Consider the following 25453-nt stretch of genomic DNA (forward strand, 5'->3'; position numbering starts at 1 on the left):
TTTATTTATTCTTGGGTTTCTTCATTTTCCTCGTCAGCATCTGCATCATCATCAAAATCTGTTTCAACTGTTGACGAACTTTCTCCGGTAACTGCCGCAGAAACATCTTCAAACTCAACTTCTTCTGCAGCTTCTTCTTTCATAACTTTCGTTACTGCAGCGATTGAATCGTTTCCTTTGATGTTGATTAATCGGACACCTTGTGTGGCTCTTCCCATTACTCTTAAATCGGAAACTTCCATTCTAATGGTCAATCCAGATTTGTTGATAATCATCAAATCATCAGCATCCGTCACACTATTGATTGATACTAATCTTCCTGTTTTATCAGTAATATTAAGGGTTTTCACTCCTTTTCCTCCGCGGTTTGTAATACGATAATCTTCTAATGAAGAACGTTTTCCATAACCATTTTCGGATACTACCAAAATCTCACTACTCATATCATTTACAGAAACCATGCCAATCACTTCATCTTTCTCATCCGCTAAAGTAATTCCGCGAACACCCGAAGCTCCTCTTCCCATTGGACGAGTTTTACTTTCTTCGAAACGAACCAATTTACCGGATTTTACAGCCACTAAAATTTGACTTTTTCCGTTGGTTAATTTTGCTTCTAGCAATTCATCGTCTTCCTTAATAGTAATAGCAGCAATTCCGTTCACTCTTGGACGTGAATATTGCTCTAACAACGTCTTTTTAACCTGACCTTGTTTAGTTGCCATAATCACATAATGACTATTAATGTACTCTTCATTTTTCAAATCTTGAGTACAAATGAACGCTTTTACTTTATCATCATTTTCGATGTTAATCAAGTTCTGAATCGCTCTTCCTTTTGATGTTTTACTTCCTTCCGGAATTTCATAAACCCTCATCCAAAAACATTTTCCTTTTTGAGTGAAGAACAACATATATTGATGATTTGTTGCCACAAACAAATGCTCTAAGAAATCTTGATCTCTTGTACCTGCACTTTTTTGACCAACTCCTCCTCTATTCTGTGTTTTATACTCTGAAAGGTTTGTACGTTTAATATAACCGGCGTGTGAAATTGTAATCACCACATTTTCATCGGCAATTAAATCTTCGATACTTACATCACCTCCGGCATATTCAATGACAGAACGTCTTTCATCACCATATTTATCACGAATTTCAACCAATTCATCTTTGATCACTTGCATTCTCAAATCTTTATTAGCCAATAATTCTCTTAAATGCGTAATCAATTTCATGATTTCTTCGTACTCGGCACGCAATTTATCTTGCTCAAGACCGGTAAGTTGACGCAAACGCATTTCAACAATCGCACGAGCTTGAATTTCGGATAATGAGAATCGTTCGATTAATTTTGTACGAGCTTCATCACCATCTTTCGAACCTCTAATCAAAGCAATTACTTCATCAATATTATCTGAAGCAATGATTAAACCTTCTAAAATGTGAGCTCTTTCTTCTGCTTTACGCAAATCGAATTTAGCTCTACGAACTACAACATCGTGACGGTGTTCAACAAAATAATGAATCAATTCTTTTAGATTCAACATTTGCGGACGACCATTTACCAACGCAATGTTATTTACGCTAAAAGATGATTGTAACTGTGTGAATTTATATAAGGTATTCAAAACCACGTTTGGAACTGCATCACGCTTTAATTCGTATACAATTCGCATTCCGTTTCTATCCGATTCATCACGAATATTCGAAATACCTTCAATTTTTTTATCATTAACTAAATCGGCCGTTTTCTTAATCATATCAGCTTTATTTACCTGATATGGAATTTCGGTTACGATGATAGCATCTTTTCCATTACTTTCTTCAAAAGCGATTTTAGCACGCATCACGATACGACCACGACCGGTTTTGAATGCTTCACGAACACCTTCATAGCCATAAATGATTCCACCTGTCGGGAAATCGGGAGCTTTGATGTGTTCCATCAATTCATCAATCTCAATTTCAGTATTGTCGATGTACGCCAATGTTCCATTAACTACTTCTGTCAAATTGTGAGGCGGCATATTGGTTGCCATACCCACTGCAATACCCGAAGCTCCATTAATCAAAAGATTAGGAACTTTAGTTGGCATTACTTTTGGTTCATATAAAGTATCATCAAAATTCAATTGAAAATCTACTGTTTCTTTTTCGATGTCGGCCATAATTTCTTCCGAAATCTTTTGCATTCTGGCTTCCGTATAACGCATCGCTGCCGGACTATCTCCATCCACCGATCCAAAGTTACCTTGACCATCAACTAAAAGATAACGCAAGCTCCATTCTTGAGCCATACGAACCATTGCATCATAAACAGATGTATCTCCGTGTGGGTGATATTTACCTAAAACTTCTCCGACAATTCTAGCGGATTTCTTGTGAGCTCTATTCGAAAAAACTCCTAAATCATACATTCCGTAAAGTACTCTACGGTGTACAGGCTTTAAACCATCTCTAACATCCGGCAATGCACGTGACACAATTACTGACATCGAATAATCGATGTACGCTGATTTCATTTCGTCCTCGATGTTAATAGGAATCAACTTTTCTCCTTCAGACATATGTATTTATTGGTTAAAAATTATAATTATTTCAAAACGTGCTAATATACGGATTTCTGTACTTTTTGAAAGCTTTTTATCGAACTAATTTCAATGATTTATTAACAAAAATGAGGTGTTTTTTGGTTAATAATTAAACGTAACTTTAACTTTCATAATTCAAATATTTTTTGTCAATTAGCTGACAGTAGATATGAATGGGAATAGTTTTTGCATTTACCAACCATATTTAGTAAATTTACCTTTAAAAAGAACTGCTATGGATGATAATTTTTCTCCAAGAGTCAAAGATGTAATCACGTACAGTAAAGAAGAAGCCTTGCGTTTAGGGCACGACTTTATTGGGACTGAGCATTTGATGCTAGGAATTTTGAGAGACGGAAATGGTAAAGCAATCACTATTTTGAGCAATTTAGATATTGATTTAGAATATTTACGTAAGAAAGTAGAAATACTTAGTCCGCCTAACCCAAATGCTGAAGTGGGTAACGAAAAAAAGAATCTTCACCTTACCCGTCAAGCGGAAAGAGCCTTGAAAACTACTTTTTTGGAAGCCAAAGTTTTTCAGAGTTCTTCCATCAGTACGGCACATCTTTTGCTTTGTATTTTAAGGAACGAGAACGATCCGACAACAAAATTACTTAACAAGCTAAAAATCGATTACGATATAGCGAAAGAACAATATTTGAATATGATACCGAATAATAACGAAGACGAATATACTGACAGCTTTCCAAAAAATGAATCTTTTAATGAAGATTCAGGACAAGATGACAGTTTAAAAGAAGGCAACTTTAATAATCCCGGAAGTAAAACCAATAAAAAATCCAAAACGCCTGTTTTAGATAATTTTGGCCGTGATTTAACCGAGTTAGCAGAAGAAGGAAAACTTGACCCGGTTGTGGGTCGTGAAAAAGAAATCGAACGTGTTTCACAAATTTTAAGCCGAAGAAAGAAAAACAATCCGCTTTTAATTGGTGAACCCGGCGTTGGTAAATCTGCCATTGCCGAAGGTTTAGCGTTGCGAATCATACAAAAGAAAGTATCTCGAATTTTATTCAACAAACGAGTGGTAACGCTTGATTTGGCAAGTTTAGTTGCCGGAACAAAATACCGCGGACAGTTTGAAGAACGAATGAAAGCGGTAATGAATGAATTGGAAAAAAACGATGACATTATTTTGTTTATCGATGAAATTCATACCATTGTGGGTGCAGGTGGAGCAACTGGTTCGTTAGATGCTTCGAATATGTTTAAACCTGCTTTAGCCAGAGGCGAAATTCAATGTATTGGTGCTACAACTTTAGACGAATACCGTCAATATATTGAAAAAGACGGTGCTTTGGAAAGACGTTTTCAAAAGGTAATTGTAGAACCTACTACGATTGAAGAAACAATTACAATTTTGAATAATATTAAGGGTAAATATGAAGATCATCACAGTGTAACATATACACCGGAAGCGATTGATGCGTGTGTGAAATTGACCAGTCGTTATATGTCTGATCGATTCTTACCTGACAAAGCGATTGATGCGTTAGACGAAGCCGGTTCGCGTGTACACATCACCAACATTGAAGTTCCGAAACAAATTTTGGAATTAGAAAAACAATTGGAAGATGTTCGTGAATTGAAAAATACGGTCGTTAAAAAGCAAAAATATGAAGAAGCAGCTAAATTGCGAGATGATGAAAAACGCATCGAAAAAGATTTAGCAATTGCTCAAGAACAATGGGAAATTGATTCTAAAAATAACAGAATTACCGTTACCGAAGACAATGTTGCTGATGTTGTTTCGATGATGACCGGAATTCCTGTGAACAGAATTGCTCAAACTGAAAGCAATAAATTAGCTCACTTACCTGAATTAATCAGAGGAAAAGTTATTGGTCAAGACGAAGCAGTGATGAAAATTGCCCGTTCGATTCAACGTAATCGTGCCGGATTGAAAGATCCAAACCGTCCGATTGGGTCGTTTATTTTCTTAGGTCAAACCGGAGTTGGAAAAACGCAATTAGCAAAAGTTTTAGCTAAAGAATTATTCGATTCTGAAGATGCTTTGGTTCGTATTGATATGAGTGAATACATGGAAAAATTTGCAATTTCCAGATTAGTCGGAGCACCTCCGGGATACGTTGGCTACGAAGAAGGTGGTCAGTTAACCGAAAAAGTCCGTCGCAAACCGTATTGTGTTGTTCTTTTAGATGAAATTGAAAAAGCTCATCCGGATGTTTTCAATATGATGTTGCAAGTGTTGGATGATGGTTACTTAACGGACAGTTTAGGTCGAAAAATCGATTTTAGAAATACCATTATCATTATGACTTCCAATGTAGGAGCTCGTCAATTGAAAGATTTTGGTCAAGGTGTTGGTTTTGGAACTGCCGCAAAAGTTTCGCAAGCGGACGATCATTCAAAAAGTGTAGTTGAAAATGCGTTAAAGAAAACCTTTGCTCCTGAATTTTTAAATCGTATTGATGATGTAATTGTGTTCAATGCATTAGAAAAAGAACACATCGATTTAATCATCGAAATCGAATTGAAAAAATTATATGCTCGAATTAAAGATTTAGGTTATACGTTGAATTTGTCTGATAAAGCCAAAGCATTTATTGCTGATAAAGGTTTTGATAAACAATTTGGAGCACGACCATTAAAAAGAGCAATTCAAAAATATGTGGAAGATTCGTTAGCCGAAGAAATTATCACTTCCAAAATTGGAGAAGGTGACGAAATTTTTATGGATATTGAAGACGATGCTCAAGAATTAAACGTAAAAGTTCAAAAAGCAGAAAAACCAACGAGTTAAATATAACTAAATTGTAAGCCACGAATTCACGAATTAAAGTAAAACTATTTGTGAATTCGTGGCTTTTTTATACAATCAATCAAAAAATGTTAGACAACAAATTAATTTTAGGTAGCGAGGAATGGTGTTCTTTCCCAGAATTAGGAATTCCAACTATCAAAGCCCGAGTAGATTCCGGAGCCAAAACCTCTGCCCTACACGCCATCAACATCAGTCCATTTATCAAAGAAGGGGAACATTGGGTGAAGTTTGATATTAATCCGATTCAAAATAACGTCAAAACCATCATTCATTGTCAAGCTCCTTTGATTGATAAACGTGTGGTAAAAAGTTCCAGCGGATTTCGTGAGCAACGTTTTGTAATTCAAACGCAATTGCAATTAGGTGATTCACATTGGGTGATTGAAATGACGTTGACAAACCGAGATTCAATGGGTTTCAGAATGTTATTAGGTCGCGAAGCGATGAGCGGACGTGCGATGGTTGATCCTGAAAGGAAATATTTGTTAGGCGATAATTCTACCGATAAATTAAAAGACTTATATCCCGATGTGTTAAAAGAGCGTTCAGGTTTAAAAATCGGACTTTTGGCCAGTAATCCTGAACTGTACAGCAATAAAAGAATTATGGAAGCCGGTGAACGCCGTGGTCACGAAATGCAATTTTTAAACATCAAAGAATGTTATATGAAATTGGATGCAGACACACCTCAAATTCATTACCGTGGTGGAAAAGTTTTGAATGAATTGGATGCAGTCATCCCTAGAATTCGTCCGAATATTACGTTTTATGGTTGTGCGTTGACGCGTCAATTTGAAGCATTAAAGATTTTTTGTTTGAATTCTTCTTCCGCAATTACGCAGTCACGAGATAAATTATATTCGTTGCAATTGCTTTTGAATAATGGAATCGACATTCCAACTACCGGATTTGCCAATTCGCCATTAGATACAGATGATTTAATAAAAATGGTTGGCGGAACTCCTTTAATAGTAAAACTTTTAGAAGGAACTCAAGGAAAAGGAGTTGTTTTGGCAGAAACTAAAAAAGCAGCAGAAAGTGTAATTAATGCATTTAAAAGTTTGAATGCCAATATTTTAGTACAAGAATTCATCAAAGAAGCCAACGGAAAAGATTTGCGTTTGTTTGTTATTGACGGAAAAGTAGTAGCGACCATTCAACGAGAAGCATTGGCAGGAGAATTTAGAGCGAACATTCATTTAGGCGGAACAGCTTCGGTTATCAAACCAACTCGAGAAGAAAAAATTATTGCCGTGAAAGCTGCCAAAGCGATGGGATTAAAAGTAGCCGGAGTGGACATTATTCGCTCGAGTAAAGGGCCGCTTTTGTTGGAAGTCAATTCATCTCCAGGTTTAGAAGGAATTGAAGGTGCAACAAACAAAGACATTGCTGGGGAAATGATTAAGGCGATTGAGAAGAATTTTAGGGTGAAGTAGATTGTTAAACGATCATATTTTAATCGTTTAAATAAAAAAATCAATTCATAAGTTTTAATATATTTTATAAAATAATGTTTTTCAAAACAATATTTTGAATTTCAAAATTTTATATATCTTTGTATAAAATAATTTCAATGCGAATTGTTACTTTCAAAAGAATAAAAGAATTTTCTGAGAATCATAATGATGCCGAAAGTGCTTTATTTGTTTGGTATTACACAGTAACTTCTAAAGATTGGAATTCGCTAAATGATATTAAAAAGGATTTTAATACTGTTGATTATGTTGGCAACAATCGTTTTGTTTTTAATATAAAAGGAAACTCGTATCGATTAGTTGCAATTATTTCGTTCAACGCAAAAAAAGTGTACATCCGATTTATAGGAACGCATTCAGAGTATGACAAAATAAAAGACATCAAAAATATATAGTGATGATTAAAACAGAAAAAGAATATAATGTACTGATTCAAAGAATTGAAGAACTTTTAAAAAATCAAGAAAACATTGAAAATCAAGATGCTGAAGGTTATATCGAACTTAATATTTTGTCTGACCTTGTGGCAGATTATGAGGAAACTAATTATCCCGTTAAAAAACCAACATTAATTGAAACAATGAAATTGCGTATGTATGAACGTGGATTAAATCAAAAGCGTTTATCCGAATTACTAGGCGTAAGCACTTCCAGAGTTAGTGAATATTTAACAGGAAAAACGGAACCAACGTTAAAAACGGCAAGAGACATCAGTAAAAAATTAGATATCGATCCTACTATTGTTTTAGGTTTATGAAAAATATTCTATTAACTTTTTAATTCTCCACCTCAATCTCAAAACTCCTCAAAAAAGCAATTGAATTTTCAATATCATAATGCAAAATGCGATCTTCTTTTACAAACGGAACTTCTGTTCGGTAAGAAGCTATAAATTGTTCAATAAATTCGCTAGATTTTAATGGTCTTCTAAACTCAATCGCTTGTGAAGCATTCATCAATTCAATAGCAAAAATGCGTTCTAAATTTTCAGCAATTTTGAAACATTTTGTTGCCGCATTCGCACCCATACTCACGTGATCTTCTTGACCATTACTGGAAACAATGCTATCAATACTGGCCGGAGTGGCTAATTGTTTATTCTGGCTAACTATACTTGCTGCCGTGTATTGCGGAATCATAAAACCAGAATTCAAACCAGGATTGTCAACTAAAAAAGCCGGTAATCCTCGAAGTCCGGAAATCAATTGATACGTTCTTCTTTCTGAAATACTTCCTAATTCGGCTAAAGCAATTCCGAGAAAATCTAATGCTAAAGCTAACGGTTGTCCGTGGAAATTTCCACCCGAAACAATAACATCTTCACCTACAAAAACATTCGGATTATCGGTTACAGAATTGATTTCTGTTCGAAAAACTCTTCGCACATAATCCATTGTATCCTTTGAAGCACCGTGAACTTGTGGCATACATCGGAAAGAATACGGATCTTGAACGTGAACTTTCTTTTGATTGATAATTTGACTTCCATCTAAAAAATCAGTGATTCGTTGAGCTGTTTCAATTTGCCCTTTGTGCGGACGAACTAGGTGAATCAATTCATTAAACGGATCAATTCGACCATCAAAACCTTCCAAAGAAATGGTACCGATTAAGTCTGCCAAATAGGATAATTTATACGATTTTAATAAAATATGAACACCATACGCACTCATAAACTGAGTTCCGTTCAACAAAGCCAAACCTTCTTTGGATTGCAAAACGATGGGTTTCCAATTAAAATGAGCAAGAACTTCTTTAGAATGCACTTTTTTTCCTTCAAAACAAACTTCGCCTTGGCCTAACAATGGTAAACTCAAATGTGCTAATGGAGCCAAATCACCTGAAGCACCTAAAGAACCCTGCGTATAAATTATCGGTAAAACATCATTGTTAAAAAATTCAATCAATCGTTCCACCGTTTCTAATTGAACTCCTGAATTTCCATAACTTAATGATTGAATTTTAAGTAATAACATCAACTTCACAATCGAATTCGGAACTTCATCACCTGTTCCACATGCATGCGATTTCACTAGATTTTCTTGAAGTTGCGAAAGGTTTTCATTTGAAATTTTCACATTACACAACGACCCAAATCCGGTATTAATTCCGTAAATCGGATCGGTTTGCGATAGCATTTTTTTATCTAAATAATCACGGCATTTTTGAATGTTGACTTTCGCTTCTTCTGATAAAGCCAGCGATTTATTTTCAAGTAAAATTTGATTGATGGTTTCCAACGAAAGTAGGTCGGAACTGATATAATGATAATGGTCCATTTATTGTTTGGTTGAGGTTTCAAAATTCCGCAAACGTTTGCATAAATGCAACATAATTGTGGTTTTTTTAATAACAAATTATGAATTGAATTTCTTACTTTTGAGAAACTAAACAATTATACCATGAAAAAAATTATCGCACTACTCTCTGTAATTTGCTTTATTTCCTGTCAGGATAAAGAAGTTATTACCACATTATCAGGAAAAATTGCAAATGCTGAGTCAAAAACCATCAAATTAGAAGGGTTGAATTTTTCAAAAGAAATCAATCTTAATGAAGACGGAACATTTTCGGACACGCTTCAATTGGATTATGACGGACTTTATTCGTTGGTTCTAAATGATGAAAAACAACGGTTCATTTATTTGGAAAACGGATTTCAATTGAATATCGAAAACAATGCGGAAGAGTTTGAAAAATCATTTACTTTCAAAGGAAATGGTTCTGATGAAAATAATTTTATGTCAAAAAAACATCAAGTAATTGAATCGATATATGGTAAAATGAATGATATGGAAGGTTTTAAACCGTTATTTACTTTAGATGAAAAAGCATTTATTGAAAAAAATGAATTGTATAAAAAAGAAATTTTGAAAACATTGGATGAAGCAAAGTTAACCAATCAAAATTTTGTAAAACTTGAAAAATTAGATGCCGATTATCATGTTTTAAAATTGTATGAACAATATCCGTCTTATCACGGATACTTTACTGACAATAGAGAATTCAAAGCTTCAGAAAGCTTTCCTAAAATTGGTGATGATTTTTCTTTGGATAATGAAGAATTATTTAAATTCTCCAATTCCTATCGTAATTTAAGCGGAAGCCACTTTTCTGAAAAAATGTATGCCGAAGCAGACTCTACAAAAACACCTATTGAAAAAGGTTTTGCTACTTTAAAAACAATCAAAAGCAAACTCATTCAAAGTGAAATGGTCAAAAATATGATGTATGAATTGAATGGTACAACTCCAAATTTAGAAGCTGTTTACAAAGAAATGCTGAGTTATTCAATTGATAAAAAGTATAACGATAAACTAACAGAAAAATTTGAAATCTTAAAAAATATTGCCAAAGGTTTACCCTCTCCTACTTTTGATTATGAAAATATAAATGGTGGAAAAACTTCTTTGGAAAGTTTGAAAGGAAAATTTGTTTATATAGATGTTTGGGCCACTTGGTGCGGACCATGTATTGGAGAAATTCCGGCTTTAAAAGAAGTTGAAAAAGAATATCACGGAAAAAATATAGAATTCGTCAGTATTTCAATTGATGAAAAAAAAGACCATGAAAAATGGAAAAAAATGGTGGCTGACAAAGAATTAAAAGGAATTCAATTATTTGCGGATAATGCCTGGGAATCGGATTTTGTGAAAAAATATGCGATTGACGGAATTCCGAGATTTATCCTAATTGATACTGAAGGTAAAATAGTGAATGCCGATGCTCCAAGACCATCAGATGCTAAATTAAAAGAATTGTTGAAGGAAGTTGGTTTGTAAATTCAATCATCTTACTTATTTTTAAACCATTTGGAAATTAACTTAGTTTCTAAATGGTTTACTTTTTCAACTCCAAAAAAACTTTACCTAGATACTTTATAATATCCGAAGCTATAAAACCTTCATAACCCATATCATTCATAGCAATATCAGCCGTTCGTCCATGAAAATAAACCCCTAAAAGTGCGGCATCAACAGCAGAATATCCTTGAGCACGAAAACTTGTAATCATTCCCGATAGAACATCTCCACTTCCACCGGTTGCCAATGCTTGATTTCCCGAAGAATTGACATACACATTTTTTTCATCTATAATTAAAGTAAAAGCTCCTTTAATTAAAACAATTAAATGGTACATTTTTGCAAACATTTTTACTTTTTCAATTTTATCAAAATCGTCTTCCCAAGTTCCGATTAGCCGTTCTAATTCTTTCGGATGTGGAGTCAGAATTGAATTTTTAGGTAATAAATTCAGCCATTCCGGATGTTCCGAAAGAATATTCAACGCATCCGCATCAATCACTAACGGAATGGAATTATTTTTTAAAAAGTGATGAAAAGCTTGAGTTGTTTCCTCATCTTGACCAATTCCCATACCAATACCAATTGCTTTTGGCTGAAAATCAAATTCAATATTTGTAATTTTATGGTAACTTTTATCAGTAATAACCATTGTTTCCGGAGTTGCCGTTTGCATAATTTCATAACCACATTTAGGAATAAAAACCGTTGCTAAACCACAGCCGGATCGCAAAGCTGCTTGCGAGGCCAAAACCATCGCTCCAATTTTTCCAAAACAACCGCCAATCAGCAAAACGTGACCTTGTGTTCCTTTGTGTGAAAATTTAGAAATTGGTTTATATCGTTTTTTTATTTTATTCAAATCGGTATAATAATAATTTGTATAAATTGACTCAATTGCTTTTTCATCAAACTCAATTGGCAACAAAGCAATGTCGTTAATAAAATTTTCATTATCAGGAAGATAAAAAGCCAATTTTGGTAACTGAAATGTAAGCACAACGTCAGAATGAATAGCAATCGTTGTTTTTTTATCCAAAAATAATCCGGATGGAACATCAATTGAAACTTTATACGACTGATGATAATTTATTTTTTGAATTAGAAGTTGAAGCCAGCTATCCATTTCTCTGGTTAATCCAATCCCGAAAATAGCATCTATAATGATATGATTTTCAGCAATATCCGGAAATTCTGCAGCTGCATTGATAACTTCATACGTAAGATTACATTCTTTTAGACGTTCTAGATTTTTATCAAAATCAGAAGAAAATTTATCGCTAAAAGGAACAATATACACATGAACATCAAAATAATTTTGCTTTAGCATTCGAGCAATTACCAATCCGTCTCCGCCATTATTTCCCACACCACAAAAAATATGATAAACTGTTTTTTTATCATGAAAATGGTTTACCAACCACAAAAAAGCTTGCAAAGCTGCTCTTTCCATTAAATCTAACGAAGTGATTTGTTGCTTTGCAATTGTTAATTTGTCAAGTTCTTTGGTCTTTTCAGCATTAAATATTTTCATCTGCCAGTGTTATAGAAAGTTTTTTGAAATATTCGTAAAAGTTTATATTTCCTTTTTTCTTTAGGTAAATTTATTACATTTGTTTTAGATGAAATCACAAAAGAACATATTTTATTCAAATAACTCCATCAATTCGTTGAACGGATTTTCTTTTGGTACATCTTCTTCAACTACAACCCCTTTCGGGGTATAATTTTCAAATATAATCCGCATCTATGCTTATTCGAAAGAATAAAATAAAATCCATGTTTCCAAATAAAAAATAATCAAATGAAGGTATTAAAATTCGGTGGAACTTCGGTTGCCAATGCTCAAAATATAAAGTTAGTTCTCAAAATTGTTGAACAAAAATCCAAAGAAGATAAGTTAATAGTAGCTGTTTCAGCATTTAGTGGTGTTACCGATTTACTTTTATCTGCAGCACAAAAAGCATCTTCAAAAGATGATTCGTATCGCGATGTTGTTTTACAAATCGAGAAAAAGCATCTAGAAGCCATTAAAGAATTGGTTCCCGCAAACGAACAAGCTGCTTTATTGCATTATTGCAAAAAGAATATTTCCTTATTAGAAACATTATTAGATGGTTGTTATTTACTGGGAGAATTAACCAATAGAACATCAGATATGATTGTAAGTTTTGGCGAATTGTTATCATCTTACATCATTGCCGAAGCAATGAAGCAAAAAGTGCAAAATAGTAGTTTTAAAGACAGTCGTGAACTCATCAAAACCAATAATAACTTTGGAAAAGCGGAAGTTCATTTTGAAATAACCAATAAAACTATTCGTAATTATTTTTCAGATAATGCTACGCAAGTAACTGTTATTCCGGGCTTTATTGCATCATCCATGAGCAACAACACCACTACGTTAGGCAGAGGTGGTTCCGATTATACCGCAGCTATTGTAGCAGCAGCCTTAAAAGTAAAAGAGTTGGAAATTTGGACCGATGTGAACGGAATGTTTACTTCCAATCCGAAAATCGTGAAACAAGCTCAACCCATTGAAAAAATCACCTACGAAGAAGCGATGGAATTGTCGCATTTTGGTGCAAAAGTGCTTTATCCGCCAACAATTCAGCCGGTTTTGAGTAAAAATATTCCGATTTGGATAAAAAATACGTTTGAACCGGAAGCTTTTGGAACCTATATTTCCTCTGAATCTAATCCAAATGGAAATCCGATTAAAGGAATTTCGCATATCGATAAAATCAGTTTGATTACGTTAGAAGGTTCAGGAATGGTGGGTGTTGCGGGAGTTTCCAAACGTTTGTTTGAAGTTCTGTCGAATCATTCCATCAATGTAATTTTTATTACACAAGCTTCGTCAGAACATTCCATTTGTATAGGAATTTTGAATGCGGATGCGGATTTGGCAAAAACAGCGATTGATAAAATCTTTGAATTGGAAATTTCACAACAAAAAATCAATCCGTGTGTGGTTGAAAAAGATTTGTGTATCGTGGCTTTGGTAGGCGAACAAATGAAAAATCATCAAGGAATTAGTGGGAAAATGTTCAGCACTTTAGGTAAAAACAATGTGAATATTCGTGCGATTGCTCAAGGTGCTTCAGAGCGAAATATTTCTGTAGTAATCAATGAAAATGATGTAAAAAAAGCATTGAATACGTTGCACGAACGCTTTTTTGAAGAACAAACCAAACAGCTGAATTTGTTTGTGATGGGTGTTGGAAATGTGGGCGAAAAATTCATTGAACAAATTCATCTACAAAAGAAATTCTTAAAAGAAAATTTAAAAATAAATCTGCGTGTTATTGCACTTTCCAATTCCAGAAAAATGGTTTTTGATGAAGAAGGAATTTCATTAAAAGATTGGAAAACTGATTTGGATAATGGTGAAAAAGCTTCAAAAGCTGATTTTATTGAAAAAACAAAAGCTCTCAATCTTCGCAACAGCATTTTTGTTGACATTACAGCAAATACAGAAGTTTCGAAAACCTACGAACATTATCTTCGTAAAAATATTGCTGTGGTAACGTGCAACAAAATAGCTTGTTCATCTGAGTATGACAATTATTTGAATTTGAAAAGATTATCACGAAAATACAATGCTCCGTTTTTGTTTGAAACGAATGTGGGTGCGGGTTTACCAATTATTGATACTTTGAAACATTTAATTGCTTCGGGTGATCGAATTCATAAAATTCAAGCGGTTTTATCAGGAAGTTTAAACTTTATTTTTAATAATTTTAGCGAAACCTATACTTTTCACGATGTTGTGAAAGAAGCCGGTGTGCAAGGTTTCACCGAACCCGACCCAAAAATTGATTTAAGTGGCGTTGATGTAGCTCGAAAAATTCTTATTCTTATACGCGAAAGCGGTTATCAAATGGAAATGGAAGACATTGAAAATATTTCGTTCTTACCGAAAGAATGTATGGAAACCACCAACAATGAAGACTTTTTCAAATCCTTAATCAAACACTCAAGTCATTTTGAAAATTTATTGAAAGAAGCGAAAGAAAAAGACTGTCGTTTGAAATTTGTTGCTAAATTCGATAACGGAAAAGCCAGCGTTGGTTTGCAATTTATTCCGAAGGAAAGTCCGTTTTACAATTTGGAAGGAAAAGATAATATTGTTGAATTTTTCACCGATCGTTATGTAGATCAACCGCTAATAATCAAAGGTGCCGGTGCCGGTGCTGCGGTTACTGCTTCGGGTATTTTTGCAGATGTGATTCGGATTGGAAATGTATAGAATTGTTTAAAAGTTTAGTGGTTTAAATGTTTAAAAGTTGTTGGTATCTACTAACTCAACCATTTTAAACAAACTTAAACCATCTAAACTATTTTAAACAAACTTAAACCCTAACTAAAATGAACCAAATAAAAATATTCTGTCCCGCCACCGTAGCCAACTTATCCTGTGGATTTGATGTGTTAGGATTGTGTTTAGAAGGCATTGGCGATGAAATGATTATTCGCAAAAGCGATGAAAAAGGAATCCGAATTTCCAAAATAACCGGAGCCGATTTGCCTTTGGAAACTAATAAAAATGTAGCTGGCGTTGCCGGATTGGCGATGTTAAACCACTTGGATTTAGAATTCGGATTTGAAATTGAAATCCATAAAAAAATTAAAGCCGGAAGCGGAATTGGTAGCAGTGCGGCAAGTGCAGCAGGAATTGTAGTTGGAATTAACGAGTTATTAGGAAACCCTTTGCATCGAAAAGATTTAATTCCGTTTGCAATGGAAGGTGAATTTTTGGCCAGTGGAAGTTATCACGCCGATAATGTGGCTCCTGCAATTTTGGGCGGATTTACGTTAGTTCGAGGTTATGACCCGTTGGAAGTTATTAAAATTAATAGTCCGAATGATTTGTATGTAACAATTATTAATCCGCATATTGAAGTAAAAACATCTGAAGCCAGAAACATTTTACCTAAAGAAATTGCATTAAAAACAGCCATTACACAATGGGGAAATTTAGGTGGATTTATTAGTGGATTATATACCGAAGATTATGAATTAATGGGTCGTTGTTTGCAAGACGTTGTTGCTGAACCTTATCGGAAAAACTTAATTCCTGAATTTGATAATGTCAAACAAACAGCCTTAGAAAATGGTGCATTAGGTTGTGGAATTTCCGGTTCAGGACCTTCAATTTATGCATTGAGTAAAGGAATTCAAACAGCTAAAAATGTGGGCAATAAAATGAAAGAAGTCTATTCAAAAACCGGAATTGAATATGCTATTTATGTTTCGAAGGTTTGTGATTTTGGGGTGAAAGTAATTTAGCTTCATTTTGTCATTCCGACGAAGGAGGAATCCCATCATGAGGTTCCTCCTTCGTCCTTTAGATTTGTTTCTTAAAAAAATCAATAAATTAATTATTGAGAAAGGAAGCAAAAGTACACTATTACTTCGTCAGAGTTAATTACTCATATCCTGATTAATACTTTTGCCTCCCTTTTTCAGGATGACAAAAAAATACAATTAATCCTCTTCCCTATTCTGAAACTTCGCTCGTTTACTACCTTCATAAATATCATATTTCAACAACCTTGCTTCTAATTTTCCATTGAATAATTTGATTTTTCGGGAAGGTTTTAACCCCACAAACTTCAACGCTTCTAAATTAGCGGTGATAAACCAAGCTTGTGTGTTGGGATAACTTTGTTTGAAAGTATCGCCAATTTCTCTATAAAATCGTTCCATATCAATATCTAAACGTTCACCATACGGCGGATTGAAAACCATATGAAGAGGACCATCGGTTAGTTTTTCTGTTTCAAAAAAGTCTTTCTGTTCTATCGTAACATAATCGTCCAAGTTGGCATTCTGAATATTATCTTGAGCTTTTCTCACGGCACTCGGAGCTTTATCAAATCCTTTTATTGTATAATGAAATTCTCTCGTTTTCTTCATCAAACTATCAATAATTTGGTCGAATAAATCATTATCCCAATCATTCCATTTTTCAAAAGCAAATTCTTTTCGATTGATGTTTGCCGGAATATTACAAGCAATCATCGCAGCTTCAGCCAAAATAGTTCCACTTCCGCACATCGGATCGAGAAAGTGAGAAGTTCCATCCCAACCGGAAAGAATCAACATTCCGGCTGCTAAAACTTCATTTATTGGAGCAATATTCGTAGCTGAACGATAACCTCTTTGATGCAGTGATTCACCGGAAGTATCCAATGAAACCGTACATTGATCACGATCTAAATGAATGTGAATTCGTAAATCGGGAAAATCTTTATCAATACTCGGACGAACGCCGGTTTTTTCACGAAATTGATCCACAATCGCATCTTTCGTTTTTAAAGCTACAAATTGTGAGTTGTTAAAAGCTTCAGAATACAATGTGACATCCACCACAAAAGTCTGCTTTTCGTTCATAAACTGACTCCAATCTATGCTGTAAATTCCATCATACAAACTCTTGTCATTAAACACTTTAAACCATTTAATTGGTTTTAAAATTTTAAGAGCGGTTCGCAACGATAAATTGGCTTTGTACATAAAACCTTTGTCGCCGGAAAAAGTAACAACTCGTGTCCCGGTTTGCACATCTTGTCCGCCTAATTGCTGCACTTCTTTGGCTAAAATATCTTCAAAACCAAAAAAGGTTTTGGCTACCATCTTAAAATTCTTCTCCATAACTGTTTAAATCTGTAAAACTTGGCAAAAATACACTAAATTTGCACGTTCTTAAAGCATCTATCCAATTAATGTCAGAATCTAAAATTCCTTCAACCCGCAACTCGCAACTCGCCACCGAAAACTGGTACGCCTCTTGGTTTGACACTCCGTATTATCATATTCTTTACAAAGACAGAGATTATGAAGAAGCACAGGCGTTTATGGATAATTTAACCGAATATTTGAATCTACCAGAAGAAGCCAAGATTTTAGATTTAGCTTGTGGAAAAGGTCGTCATTCTATTTATTTGAATCAATTGGGTTATGATGTTACCGGAGCAGATTTGTCTGAAAACAGCATAAATGCAGCTTCAAAATCATCGAATGAAAAACTGCATTTTGTGGTTCATGATATGCGGATTTCGTTTGAAGAAAAGTTTGATGCTATTTTCAATTTATTCACGAGTTTTGGTTATTTTGAAGATGATGCGGATAATTTAACGACGCTAAAAGCCATTCGCGACAGCTTAACAGAATATGGATTTGCAGTCATTGATTTTATGAATGTTGATTTCGTTTTGGAAAATTTAAATCCGGAAGAAACTAAAACCGTCGATGGCATCGATTTTCATATTAAACGATATGAAAAAGACAATCATATTTACAAAGAAATTTCGTTTTCGGATAAAGGAAAAGAGTTTCATTTCACCGAAAAAGTGCAAGCTCTCCGATTAGCTGATTTTGAAAAGATGATGGATGAAGCCGGAATCTATTTATTAGATGTTTTTGGCGATTACAAACTCCGAAAATTCTACAAATCACAATCTGAACGTTTAATTTTGATATTCAAATAATGCAATACATCATCACTTTTGCAGCTGTAATTTTAGGTTTTTTAATTGCTTTGTTTTTAAAACCTCAAAAGAAAAAAAACATCAAATTATTACTGGCTTTTAGTGGAGCTTTTTTGCTTTCGCTAACGGTTTTGCATTTGCTTCCCGAATTATTTCACGAAGGTCATCACCACGTACACGAAGGCGAACACGAACATCACACGCTACCGGTTGGGGTTTTTATTATGATTGGAATTTTGTTCCAAATTATCCTCGAATTTTTCTCGAAAGGTGCCGAACACGGTCACGTTCACGTACATACCGATGAAAACAATGAAGTACATCAAATTCCGTGGTTATTGTTTATCAGTTTGTGTATTCACGCGTTGTTAGAAGGATTTCCGATTCACGAAAATACGAATTTGGCTTATGGAATTGCAGTTCACCACTTTCCTATTGCGATTATTTTAACACTGTTTTTTGTAAATGCGAAGATGAATAAAATGATGGTTTTTGCCTTTATGTTTTCGTTTGCTTTGATGACGCCTATTGGAACGTTATTAGCGGAACAATTGCATTTTGCACAACATTATTCCAAAGAAATTTCAGCCATTGTAGTTGGAATTTTATTTCATATTTCCTCTACCATTATTTTTGAAAGCAATGAAGGTCACAAATTCAATTTAGCTAAAATAACAATGATTTTGTTGGGATTTATATTGGCTTATGTGATGGAAATGGGTCATTCGCATTAAAGTTTTCTGTTGTAGGTTGTCGGTTTTCTGATTTGGGATGACCTTATATTTCATCATTATCATCAAAAAAACTCAGGTTCTCAGCTACTCAGCAACTCAGTAACTTTTTTTGCGACTTCGCGACTTTGCGAGAAATGAAAATCTCGTATCTTTGAGTGAAAATTAAAAGTATGTCTTTTACCAAAACCACCGAACAATCCTCCAAGTACGAACATCTAGAAAAGATGTCAGTTTCCGAATTACTACAAAACATTAATAACGAAGATAAAACTGTTCCATTAGCGGTTGAAAAAGCGTTACCACAAATTGAAAAAACTGTTGAAAAAGTAGTTAGTCAATTAAAAAACGGCGGACGTCTTTTTTATATCGGAGCCGGAACATCAGGAAGATTAGGTGTGGTAGATGCTTCTGAATGTCCTCCAACGTTCGGAGTTCCGTTTGATTTGGTCGTGGGAATCATTGCAGGTGGCGACAAAGCCATCCGAAAAGCGGTTGAATTTGCCGAAGATGATACTGAACAAGCTTGGAAAGATTTATCAGAATTCAACATCAATCAAAATGATTTTGTAATTGGCATTGCGGCTTCGGGAACCACGCCGTATGTGATTGGTGGATTAGAAAAATGCAATCAGAATAACATTGCAACGGGTTGTATTACTTGCAACGAAGGGAGTCCGCTCTCGCAAGTTTCCCAATTTCCAATTGAAGTTGTGGTTGGACCCGAATTTGTAACCGGAAGTTCACGAATGAAAGCCGGAACCGCTCAAAAGTTGGTTTTGAATATGGTTTCAACAGCCACGATGATTCAACTTGGAAAAGTGAAAGGTAATAAAATGGTCGATATGCAATTGAGCAACAATAAATTAGTTGATCGTGGCATTCGAATGATTATGAGCGAAATTCCGGTGAGTTATGAAGAAGCGGGAATTCTGTTGGAGAAATTTGGAAGTGTACGGAAAGCGGTGGAGAGTTATCAGTCGCAGTAAATAGTCGCTCCCAATAGCTATCGGGATTCAGTAAGATTTTAAGAAAATGAAACGCAGAGAAAGTAAAAATAATTTTATTTATTTTGGAATTGCCATTGTTGCAATTACATTCTTGTTTGTTTTATTTTCTTATGAAAAACCATCAAAATTTTGCAAAAATGAACTTTTTGTAATTTCCTCAGATAGTTTACCAAAATTTAATCTCAAACTAAATCAACCAGAAGATAGTTTAGCAAAAGATGTTGAACGTTTTTTTTATAAAAGTGATATTTGTGATAAAGACATTAATTTTGGATTGATTTTAGAAAACAAAGAAATTGTGAATGTTCATATTTTCAAACAATGTGATAAACTTCTGATTAGTAATCGCAACAGAATTTCAATACTTTTAAATCATAAAGGGCAATTATTATTAGAAGAAAATATCACTTCAATAGATTCTATTCCTAGTAAAATTTTAAAGCAGTTTATAAATGATTACTCTGGATATGAAAAACATTATTCTCCTTATCAAAATCTAAGTAGTCAATCCTTCTTTGTTAATTGGAGACTATTAACACCAAGAGATTCTATTGAAAAAGTTCTTTTAAAAACTCAAGAAGGATTTATCAAAATATATGATGAAATTGCACGTAAGCGTTACAATAAAAATTTGTGCGAGTTAAATGAAAAAGAGTTGTTGGAATTGAAAAATGGTTTTGACTGTAATCTAATTTTAGATTTTTTCTCTCTTCCATTTCCTACGCCTCCACCACCTCCGCCAACAACAATTAACTAATTATTATGGACAACAAAGAACTTCTCTTTAAAGGAATAAAATATGCCGTCGGTTCCATTCCATTAATGTTTTTGGGACCAATTCTCATTCATAATGCGTTTATGAACAAACATACCAATTGGCATTATGTTGTTTTAGGAATCGGAATTTTTATCTGTATTACCGCCGTATCTTTGATGTTTAAAGGAATAAAAATTATGATGAAAAGTTTATTTGATGGAAACGAAAGCTAATTACCTCGAAAGTGTCACAAAACAATTTCTCTACTATAAAACGTTGGGTGAAAAGGCAATGGAACAACTTGAACCTGAGCAACTTTTTATTTCTGTGAATGAAGACACGAATTCGATAGCTATTATTATAAAACATTTGGTGGGAAATATGCTTTCGCGATGGACCAACTTTCTAATCACCGACGGCGAAAAAGAATGGCGAAACCGTGATGCTGAATTTGAAGAAATTCTCACAACCAAACCTGAACTTGTAGCTCATTGGGAAAAAGGTTGGCAATGTTTATTTGATGCGTTAAATAGTTTACAACCACAACAACTAAACGAAATCATCTATATTCGAAACGAAGGCCATACCGTTATAGAAGCCATAAATCGTCAATTGGCTCATTATCCTTACCATATTGGCCAAATCGTCTTTTATGCCAAAATGGTAAAGAAAACCGAATGGAAAAGTTTATCCATTCCTAAAAATAACTCGAACAATTATAATGCAGATAAATTTTCTAAAGAAAAAAGCATTAAGAATTTTACTGATGATGAATTAAGAAAATTAAAATGAGATACGAATCATTTCATGAAATTGGAGGTTTTATCTATTGGATAATATTCAAATTCTGCAAAACGAAACTTTCAGAAGAGCAAAATATTAAAAATAGAGAAAGAAATATTTTCATTTTTATTATATCTATTTTCATTTTAGGATTTATATCCGTTAAACTCAAGCATTATTTTTAAATATGAAAAAACTACTTCCATTCTTAACATTATTATTGATTTCCTGCTATCAACAAGAACGAAATTGTGCCGATTTTAAAACCGGAAAATTTCAATTTGAACAAGAAATTGATGGTAAAAAAGAAATTTCAATTTTTGAACGAAATGATACTTTACAAATAGAAACCTTTCGTGGAAAAACAGATTCTTCGTCAGTTAGATGGTTAAATGATTGCGAATTTGTTTTGCAAAAACTTCATCCGAAAGGCATGAAAGAAAAAAAAGCAATTCATATGAAAATTTTAACTACAACCGAAAAAAACTATACATTTGAATATTCTTTTGTAGGCGAATCGGCTAAACAAAAAGGCGTTGTAACAAAAGTGAATTAATTGCGTATAAATATCATTAATCAAACTAAACTGTATGGAAGTATTTGCTAATCCCGATGCATGGGTTGCTCTTTTAACCTTAACATTTCTTGAAATTGTTCTTGGAATAGACAACATCATTTTCATCTCAATTGTAACCGGAAAATTACCTCAAGAAAAACGAAAAAAAGCCACTCGAATCGGTTTATTTTTAGCCATGTTTATGCGTATCGCTTTGCTTTTCGGTATCACCATCTTAATTGCCATGAAAGCTCCTTGGTTCACAATCGATTGGGGTTGGTTTAGCGGAAGTTTTACCGGACAAGCAATGGTTTTGTTTTTAGGAGGTTTATTTCTAATTTATAAAAGTACTAAGGAAATTCATGAAAAAGTAGACCACAAAGGAGATGAAGAAAAAGATTTGAAAACATCTGCCGCCAAATCATTTGGAAATGTAATTTTTCAAATTCTTTTAATTGACTTAATTTTCTCTGTGGATAGTATTTTAACTGCTGTTGGTATGACAAATGGCATTGAAGGTGCTCTTTATATAATGGTAACTGCCGTTGTTATTTCCGTAGGCGTAATGATGCTTTTTGCGATTCCGGTTGGTAATTTCGTTAACGCAAACCCTTCTATACAAATACTTGGTTTGGCGTTCTTAATCTTAATCGGATTTATGTTGATTACTGAAAGTATGCACCTATCCGAAGCTTCTTTGTTAGGTCAACACGTTGGAGCAGTTCCAAAAGGCTATCTCTATTTTGCTATTGCTTTTTCACTAGCTGTGGAATTTATTAATATGAAAATGAGGAAGAAAAGCGGACATTAGAAAAAAAAATAAAAAAAGATGTAACAATTTTCATCGTGATGAATCAAAAGGAAAACTTTTAAAAATCACAACTTATGAAAACTGTTACATTTTTTATTTTATCACTTGTAAGTTCATTTGTAACTTCTATTTATGCTCAAAAATCATTCAACGTAACTATCAAAGGAAAAGGAGAACCTGTTTTTCTATTCCCAGGTTTTGGATGCACAGGCGAACTTTGGAACGATACTGTTTCTGAACTTTCTAAAACCAACGAATGCCACATTTTTACATTTGCCGGATTTGGTGATGTTGCTCCAATTGAAATGCCTTGGTTTAGTAGAATTAAAGAAGATATCATTTCTTATACAAAAACCAATAAAATTGTTAAACCAACATTAATTGGTCATAGCTTGGGTGGAACGTTAAGTTATTGGTTGGCATCTTCTGAACCGGATTTATTCAAAAAAGTAATTGCTGTTGATGCTCTTCCCTGCTCCGCCACTTTGATGATCCCTAATTATAACGGAGAAAAAATTCCATACAACAATCCGCAAAGCAAAATGATATTGCAAATGGAAGATGCCGCTTTTAAAGGAATGAATGCTCAACAAGTTCACTTTATGTGTAAAAACCAAGAAAAGCAAAAAGTAATTATTGAAATGATGAATAAAGCCGATCGTAAAACTTACGTTAATGGTTATATTGATATGTTGAATTTAGATTTGAGAGAAGAAATTTCAAAAATAAAAGTTCCGGTGATTATCTTAGCAGCTACATTTCCTGATAAAGCTACAGTTGAAAAAACCTATCAAGCACAATTTGAAAAATTACCTTCTGTAAAAATTGAATATGCTGAAAATGCCGCTCATTTTGTAATGTTTGATCAACCGGAATGGTTTTTGAAAAATCTAATCGAAAATTTAAACTAACTTGGAAAAGCAAGCCCAATTTAACGAATTATTCAACACACATTATCCCAAAGTTTTGCGATTGTGCAAAGGATATTTCAATGGCGATGTTGATTTGGCTGCTGATGCTTCCCAAGAAGTTTTCATCAAAGTTTGGGAAAATTTAGATTCCTATAGAAACGAATCCAGTATTGGTACTTGGATTTTCAGAATAGCTGTAAATACGTGTTTGGTTTATTTACGAAAGAAATCAACTAAAAAAGAAATCCGTTCTGAACAATTTCCCAATCTTGAAACCGAAAATTATTCTCCTGAAATTGAAGAAAAATTAAGCAAAATGTATGCTTGTATTCAAAAATTAGATGAAATAGGAAAAATGATTATTCTAATGGTTTTAGAAGGAATGGACTATAGCGAAATTGCTCAAGTAGTGGGTTTGACCGAAGAAACACTTCGGGTTCGAATTCACAGAATTAAAAAAAGTTTAACTCAATGTGTACAAAAATGACAGAATTTAATAACATACAAGAAATTTGGAATTCGCAATCGACTGCCAAACCAAGCACCACTGCTTCTGCATTAATTGCTAAAGCGAAGGAACATACCAAAACCTTAAAACACAATCATTATTGGACAATCGGAATTATTTCTGTGACCGTTTTAATTTTATTGTTTTACTTTTTTTGGACTAATTCGCATCAATTTAATTCGCTCACCATTGGTTTGAGTGTGATGATTGGTATGTTGGTTTTTAGAATTATTTTGGAGATCAACAGTTCAACCAAACTAAAAAGCATAAAACCGGATTTATCATTAGTAGACTATTCTCAAAAAGTAAAAACATTTTATGAGTGGCGAAAAAAGATTCATCTGATTCTAACACCAATTATTTACGTCAGCTATTTTATTGGTTTTACGATGCTTTTACCTTCTTTTAAAGCCAATTTCAGCAACGGATTTTATATTTATTGTTTAGTGAGCGGTTATGGATTTTTCTTTGTCTTTGGCTACTTTTTAATCAAACAAATTAAGAAAGAATTAAAATTGATTGAATTTCTTAATCAAGTGAAATAATTTTAAGATTGAATGTTACAATAATACAATTGATTCGTCTTCAATTTATTACTAATCAAAAAACAATCAATCATGAAAAAATTAATTTGTGCTGTAGCTGTACTTTTTATTTCCGTTTCTTCTTTTGCTCAATCTTTTGAAAAGTTTGAAAAAGAAGAAAATGTGAGTAAAGTTTCAATGAACAAGAGTTTATTCTCTTTAATTTGTGATTTATCAGACAAAGAAAATTTATCTTCGGAAGATAAAAAAGTAGTAGATTTTATCAATCGTATTACATCGTTTAAAATGTACTCAACCAGTGATACAAACTTGCGGAGCGAAATGAGATCGATTGCTAAAAAATTCAAAAAATCAAAAGAATTTGAAGAATTAATGCGAATTAATGATGGCGGAAAAGAAGTCGAATTTTTAGTAAAAAACGGAAAAAACGATGAAATTAAAGAACTAATTATGTTTGTAGAAGGTTCCGGCGAAAATGAATCGGTTGTTTTTCAACTTAAATTAAGCTAATTACAATTTCAAATTAAAAGGTTCGCAGTGAAAATATTTTCATTTGCGAACCTTTTTTTATTTTATGTTTTGAGTCAAAAGGTACTATAACATAAACTGTGTAAGTAGAAAAAATAATGGGGTTTTAAAACCCCATTATTTTTTTGTTTAATTTTAT

23 protein-coding genes are annotated in these 25453 nt (G+C 33.6%); 19 read left to right on the top strand and 4 right to left on the bottom strand.

The genetic code is table 11. The features are described from left to right. Positions 1–5 precede the first annotated feature (5 nt). Entirely contained in the window at positions 6–2570 is a 2565-nt protein-coding gene (gene gyrA / locus AC23MC_RS05340) for a DNA gyrase subunit A (protein WP_487567286.1), read from the bottom strand. Positions 2571–2829: 259 nt separating this feature from the next. Here gyrA and AC23MC_RS05345 point away from each other — a divergent pair, with 259 nt between their 5' ends. The 4 genes from AC23MC_RS05345 (at position 2830) to AC23MC_RS05360 (ending at position 7632) form a co-directional block, all read left to right on the top strand. Next, entirely contained in the window at positions 2830–5379 is a 2550-nt protein-coding gene (locus tag AC23MC_RS05345; protein ID WP_487567285.1) for an ATP-dependent Clp protease ATP-binding subunit, read from the top strand. Positions 5380–5465: 86 nt separating this feature from the next. Next, a complete protein-coding gene (gene rimK / locus AC23MC_RS05350; protein WP_487567284.1) occupies positions 5466–6836 on the top strand; it encodes a 30S ribosomal protein S6--L-glutamate ligase in 1371 nt (456 codons plus the stop codon). 137 nt (positions 6837–6973) lie between these two features. After that, positions 6974–7270: a type II toxin-antitoxin system HigB family toxin gene (locus AC23MC_RS05355; RefSeq protein ID WP_291116022.1), complete on the top strand. Its 297-nt coding sequence runs from the start codon at positions 6974–6976 to the stop codon at positions 7268–7270. A gap of 2 nt (positions 7271–7272) precedes the next feature. Beyond that, positions 7273–7632 (top strand): helix-turn-helix domain-containing protein, encoded by a 360-nt coding sequence (locus tag AC23MC_RS05360; protein WP_487567283.1) that lies wholly within the window; start codon positions 7273–7275, stop codon positions 7630–7632. 19 nt (positions 7633–7651) lie between these two features. Here AC23MC_RS05360 and hutH read toward each other — a convergent pair whose 3' ends face one another. Beyond that, positions 7652–9154, bottom strand: a complete 1503-nt coding sequence (gene hutH, locus AC23MC_RS05365; RefSeq protein ID WP_487567282.1) for a histidine ammonia-lyase — start codon at positions 9152–9154, stop codon at positions 7652–7654. Positions 9155–9277: 123 nt separating this feature from the next. Here hutH and AC23MC_RS05370 point away from each other — a divergent pair, with 123 nt between their 5' ends. Further along, entirely contained in the window at positions 9278–10657 is a 1380-nt protein-coding gene (locus AC23MC_RS05370; RefSeq protein WP_487567281.1) for a TlpA family protein disulfide reductase, read from the top strand. A 58-nt stretch (positions 10658–10715) separates the two neighbouring features. On the opposite strand, the gene AC23MC_RS05375 is transcribed toward AC23MC_RS05370, so the two are convergent. Further along, complete coding sequence (locus AC23MC_RS05375; protein WP_487567280.1) at positions 10716–12212, bottom strand: NAD(P)H-hydrate dehydratase; 1497 nt, start codon at positions 12210–12212, stop codon at positions 10716–10718. A gap of 270 nt (positions 12213–12482) precedes the next feature. Here AC23MC_RS05375 and thrA point away from each other — a divergent pair, with 270 nt between their 5' ends. Then, entirely contained in the window at positions 12483–14930 is a 2448-nt protein-coding gene (gene thrA, locus AC23MC_RS05380; protein ID WP_487567279.1) for a bifunctional aspartate kinase/homoserine dehydrogenase I, read from the top strand. Positions 14931–15049: 119 nt separating this feature from the next. Next, positions 15050–15970, top strand: a complete 921-nt coding sequence (locus AC23MC_RS05385) for a homoserine kinase (protein WP_487567278.1) — start codon at positions 15050–15052, stop codon at positions 15968–15970. Between the two features lie 198 nt (positions 15971–16168). Here AC23MC_RS05385 and AC23MC_RS05390 read toward each other — a convergent pair whose 3' ends face one another. Further along, positions 16169–17338, bottom strand: coding sequence for a THUMP domain-containing class I SAM-dependent RNA methyltransferase (locus AC23MC_RS05390; protein ID WP_487567277.1), 1170 nt, complete (start codon positions 17336–17338; stop codon positions 16169–16171). 71 nt (positions 17339–17409) lie between these two features. Here AC23MC_RS05390 and AC23MC_RS05395 point away from each other — a divergent pair, with 71 nt between their 5' ends. The 12 genes from AC23MC_RS05395 to AC23MC_RS05450 all read left to right on the top strand — a co-directional run bounded on the left by AC23MC_RS05395 (position 17410) and on the right by AC23MC_RS05450 (position 25296). Then, the gene (locus tag AC23MC_RS05395) at positions 17410–18174 is read left to right on the top strand and encodes a class I SAM-dependent methyltransferase (protein WP_487567276.1); all 765 of its coding nucleotides are present in this window, start codon (positions 17410–17412) and stop codon (positions 18172–18174) included. Beyond that, positions 18174–18908 carry a ZIP family metal transporter gene (locus AC23MC_RS05400; protein WP_487567275.1) on the top strand — a complete coding sequence of 245 codons (735 nt, stop codon included), beginning with the start codon at positions 18174–18176 and terminating at the stop codon, positions 18906–18908. The genes AC23MC_RS05395 and AC23MC_RS05400 overlap by 1 nt, the downstream gene beginning before the upstream one ends. Positions 18909–19078: 170 nt before the next feature. Beyond that, positions 19079–19894 carry an N-acetylmuramic acid 6-phosphate etherase gene (gene murQ, locus AC23MC_RS05405; RefSeq protein WP_487567274.1) on the top strand — a complete coding sequence of 272 codons (816 nt, stop codon included), beginning with the start codon at positions 19079–19081 and terminating at the stop codon, positions 19892–19894. A gap of 46 nt (positions 19895–19940) precedes the next feature. Further along, positions 19941–20672, top strand: coding sequence for a hypothetical protein (locus tag AC23MC_RS05410; RefSeq protein ID WP_487567273.1), 732 nt, complete (start codon positions 19941–19943; stop codon positions 20670–20672). A gap of 5 nt (positions 20673–20677) precedes the next feature. Further along, a complete protein-coding gene (locus AC23MC_RS05415; protein WP_487567272.1) occupies positions 20678–20905 on the top strand; it encodes a DUF6095 family protein in 228 nt (75 codons plus the stop codon). After that, positions 20889–21464, top strand: a complete 576-nt coding sequence (locus tag AC23MC_RS05420; protein ID WP_487567271.1) for a DUF1572 family protein — start codon at positions 20889–20891, stop codon at positions 21462–21464. Before AC23MC_RS05415 ends, AC23MC_RS05420 begins: the two co-directional genes overlap by 17 nt. 178 nt (positions 21465–21642) lie before the next feature. After that, on the top strand, positions 21643–22011 hold the full coding sequence (locus AC23MC_RS05425) for a DNA topoisomerase IV (protein ID WP_487567270.1): 369 nt from the start codon (positions 21643–21645) through the stop codon (positions 22009–22011). Between the two features lie 34 nt (positions 22012–22045). After that, a complete protein-coding gene (locus AC23MC_RS05430) occupies positions 22046–22822 on the top strand; it encodes a TerC family protein (RefSeq protein WP_487567269.1) in 777 nt (258 codons plus the stop codon). 74 nt (positions 22823–22896) lie between these two features. After that, positions 22897–23733, top strand: coding sequence for an alpha/beta fold hydrolase (locus AC23MC_RS05435; RefSeq protein ID WP_487567268.1), 837 nt, complete (start codon positions 22897–22899; stop codon positions 23731–23733). A gap of 1 nt (position 23734) precedes the next feature. Continuing rightward, a complete protein-coding gene (locus AC23MC_RS05440) occupies positions 23735–24220 on the top strand; it encodes an RNA polymerase sigma factor (protein WP_487567267.1) in 486 nt (161 codons plus the stop codon). Then, positions 24217–24786 (top strand): hypothetical protein, encoded by a 570-nt coding sequence (locus AC23MC_RS05445; protein ID WP_487567266.1) that lies wholly within the window; start codon positions 24217–24219, stop codon positions 24784–24786. The genes AC23MC_RS05440 and AC23MC_RS05445 overlap by 4 nt, the downstream gene beginning before the upstream one ends. Before the next feature lie 72 nt (positions 24787–24858). Beyond that, entirely contained in the window at positions 24859–25296 is a 438-nt protein-coding gene (locus AC23MC_RS05450) for a DUF4252 domain-containing protein (protein WP_487567265.1), read from the top strand. The last annotated feature ends 157 nt before the right edge of the window (positions 25297–25453 follow it).

Source organism: Flavobacterium sp. T50_26, assembly GCF_057652995.1.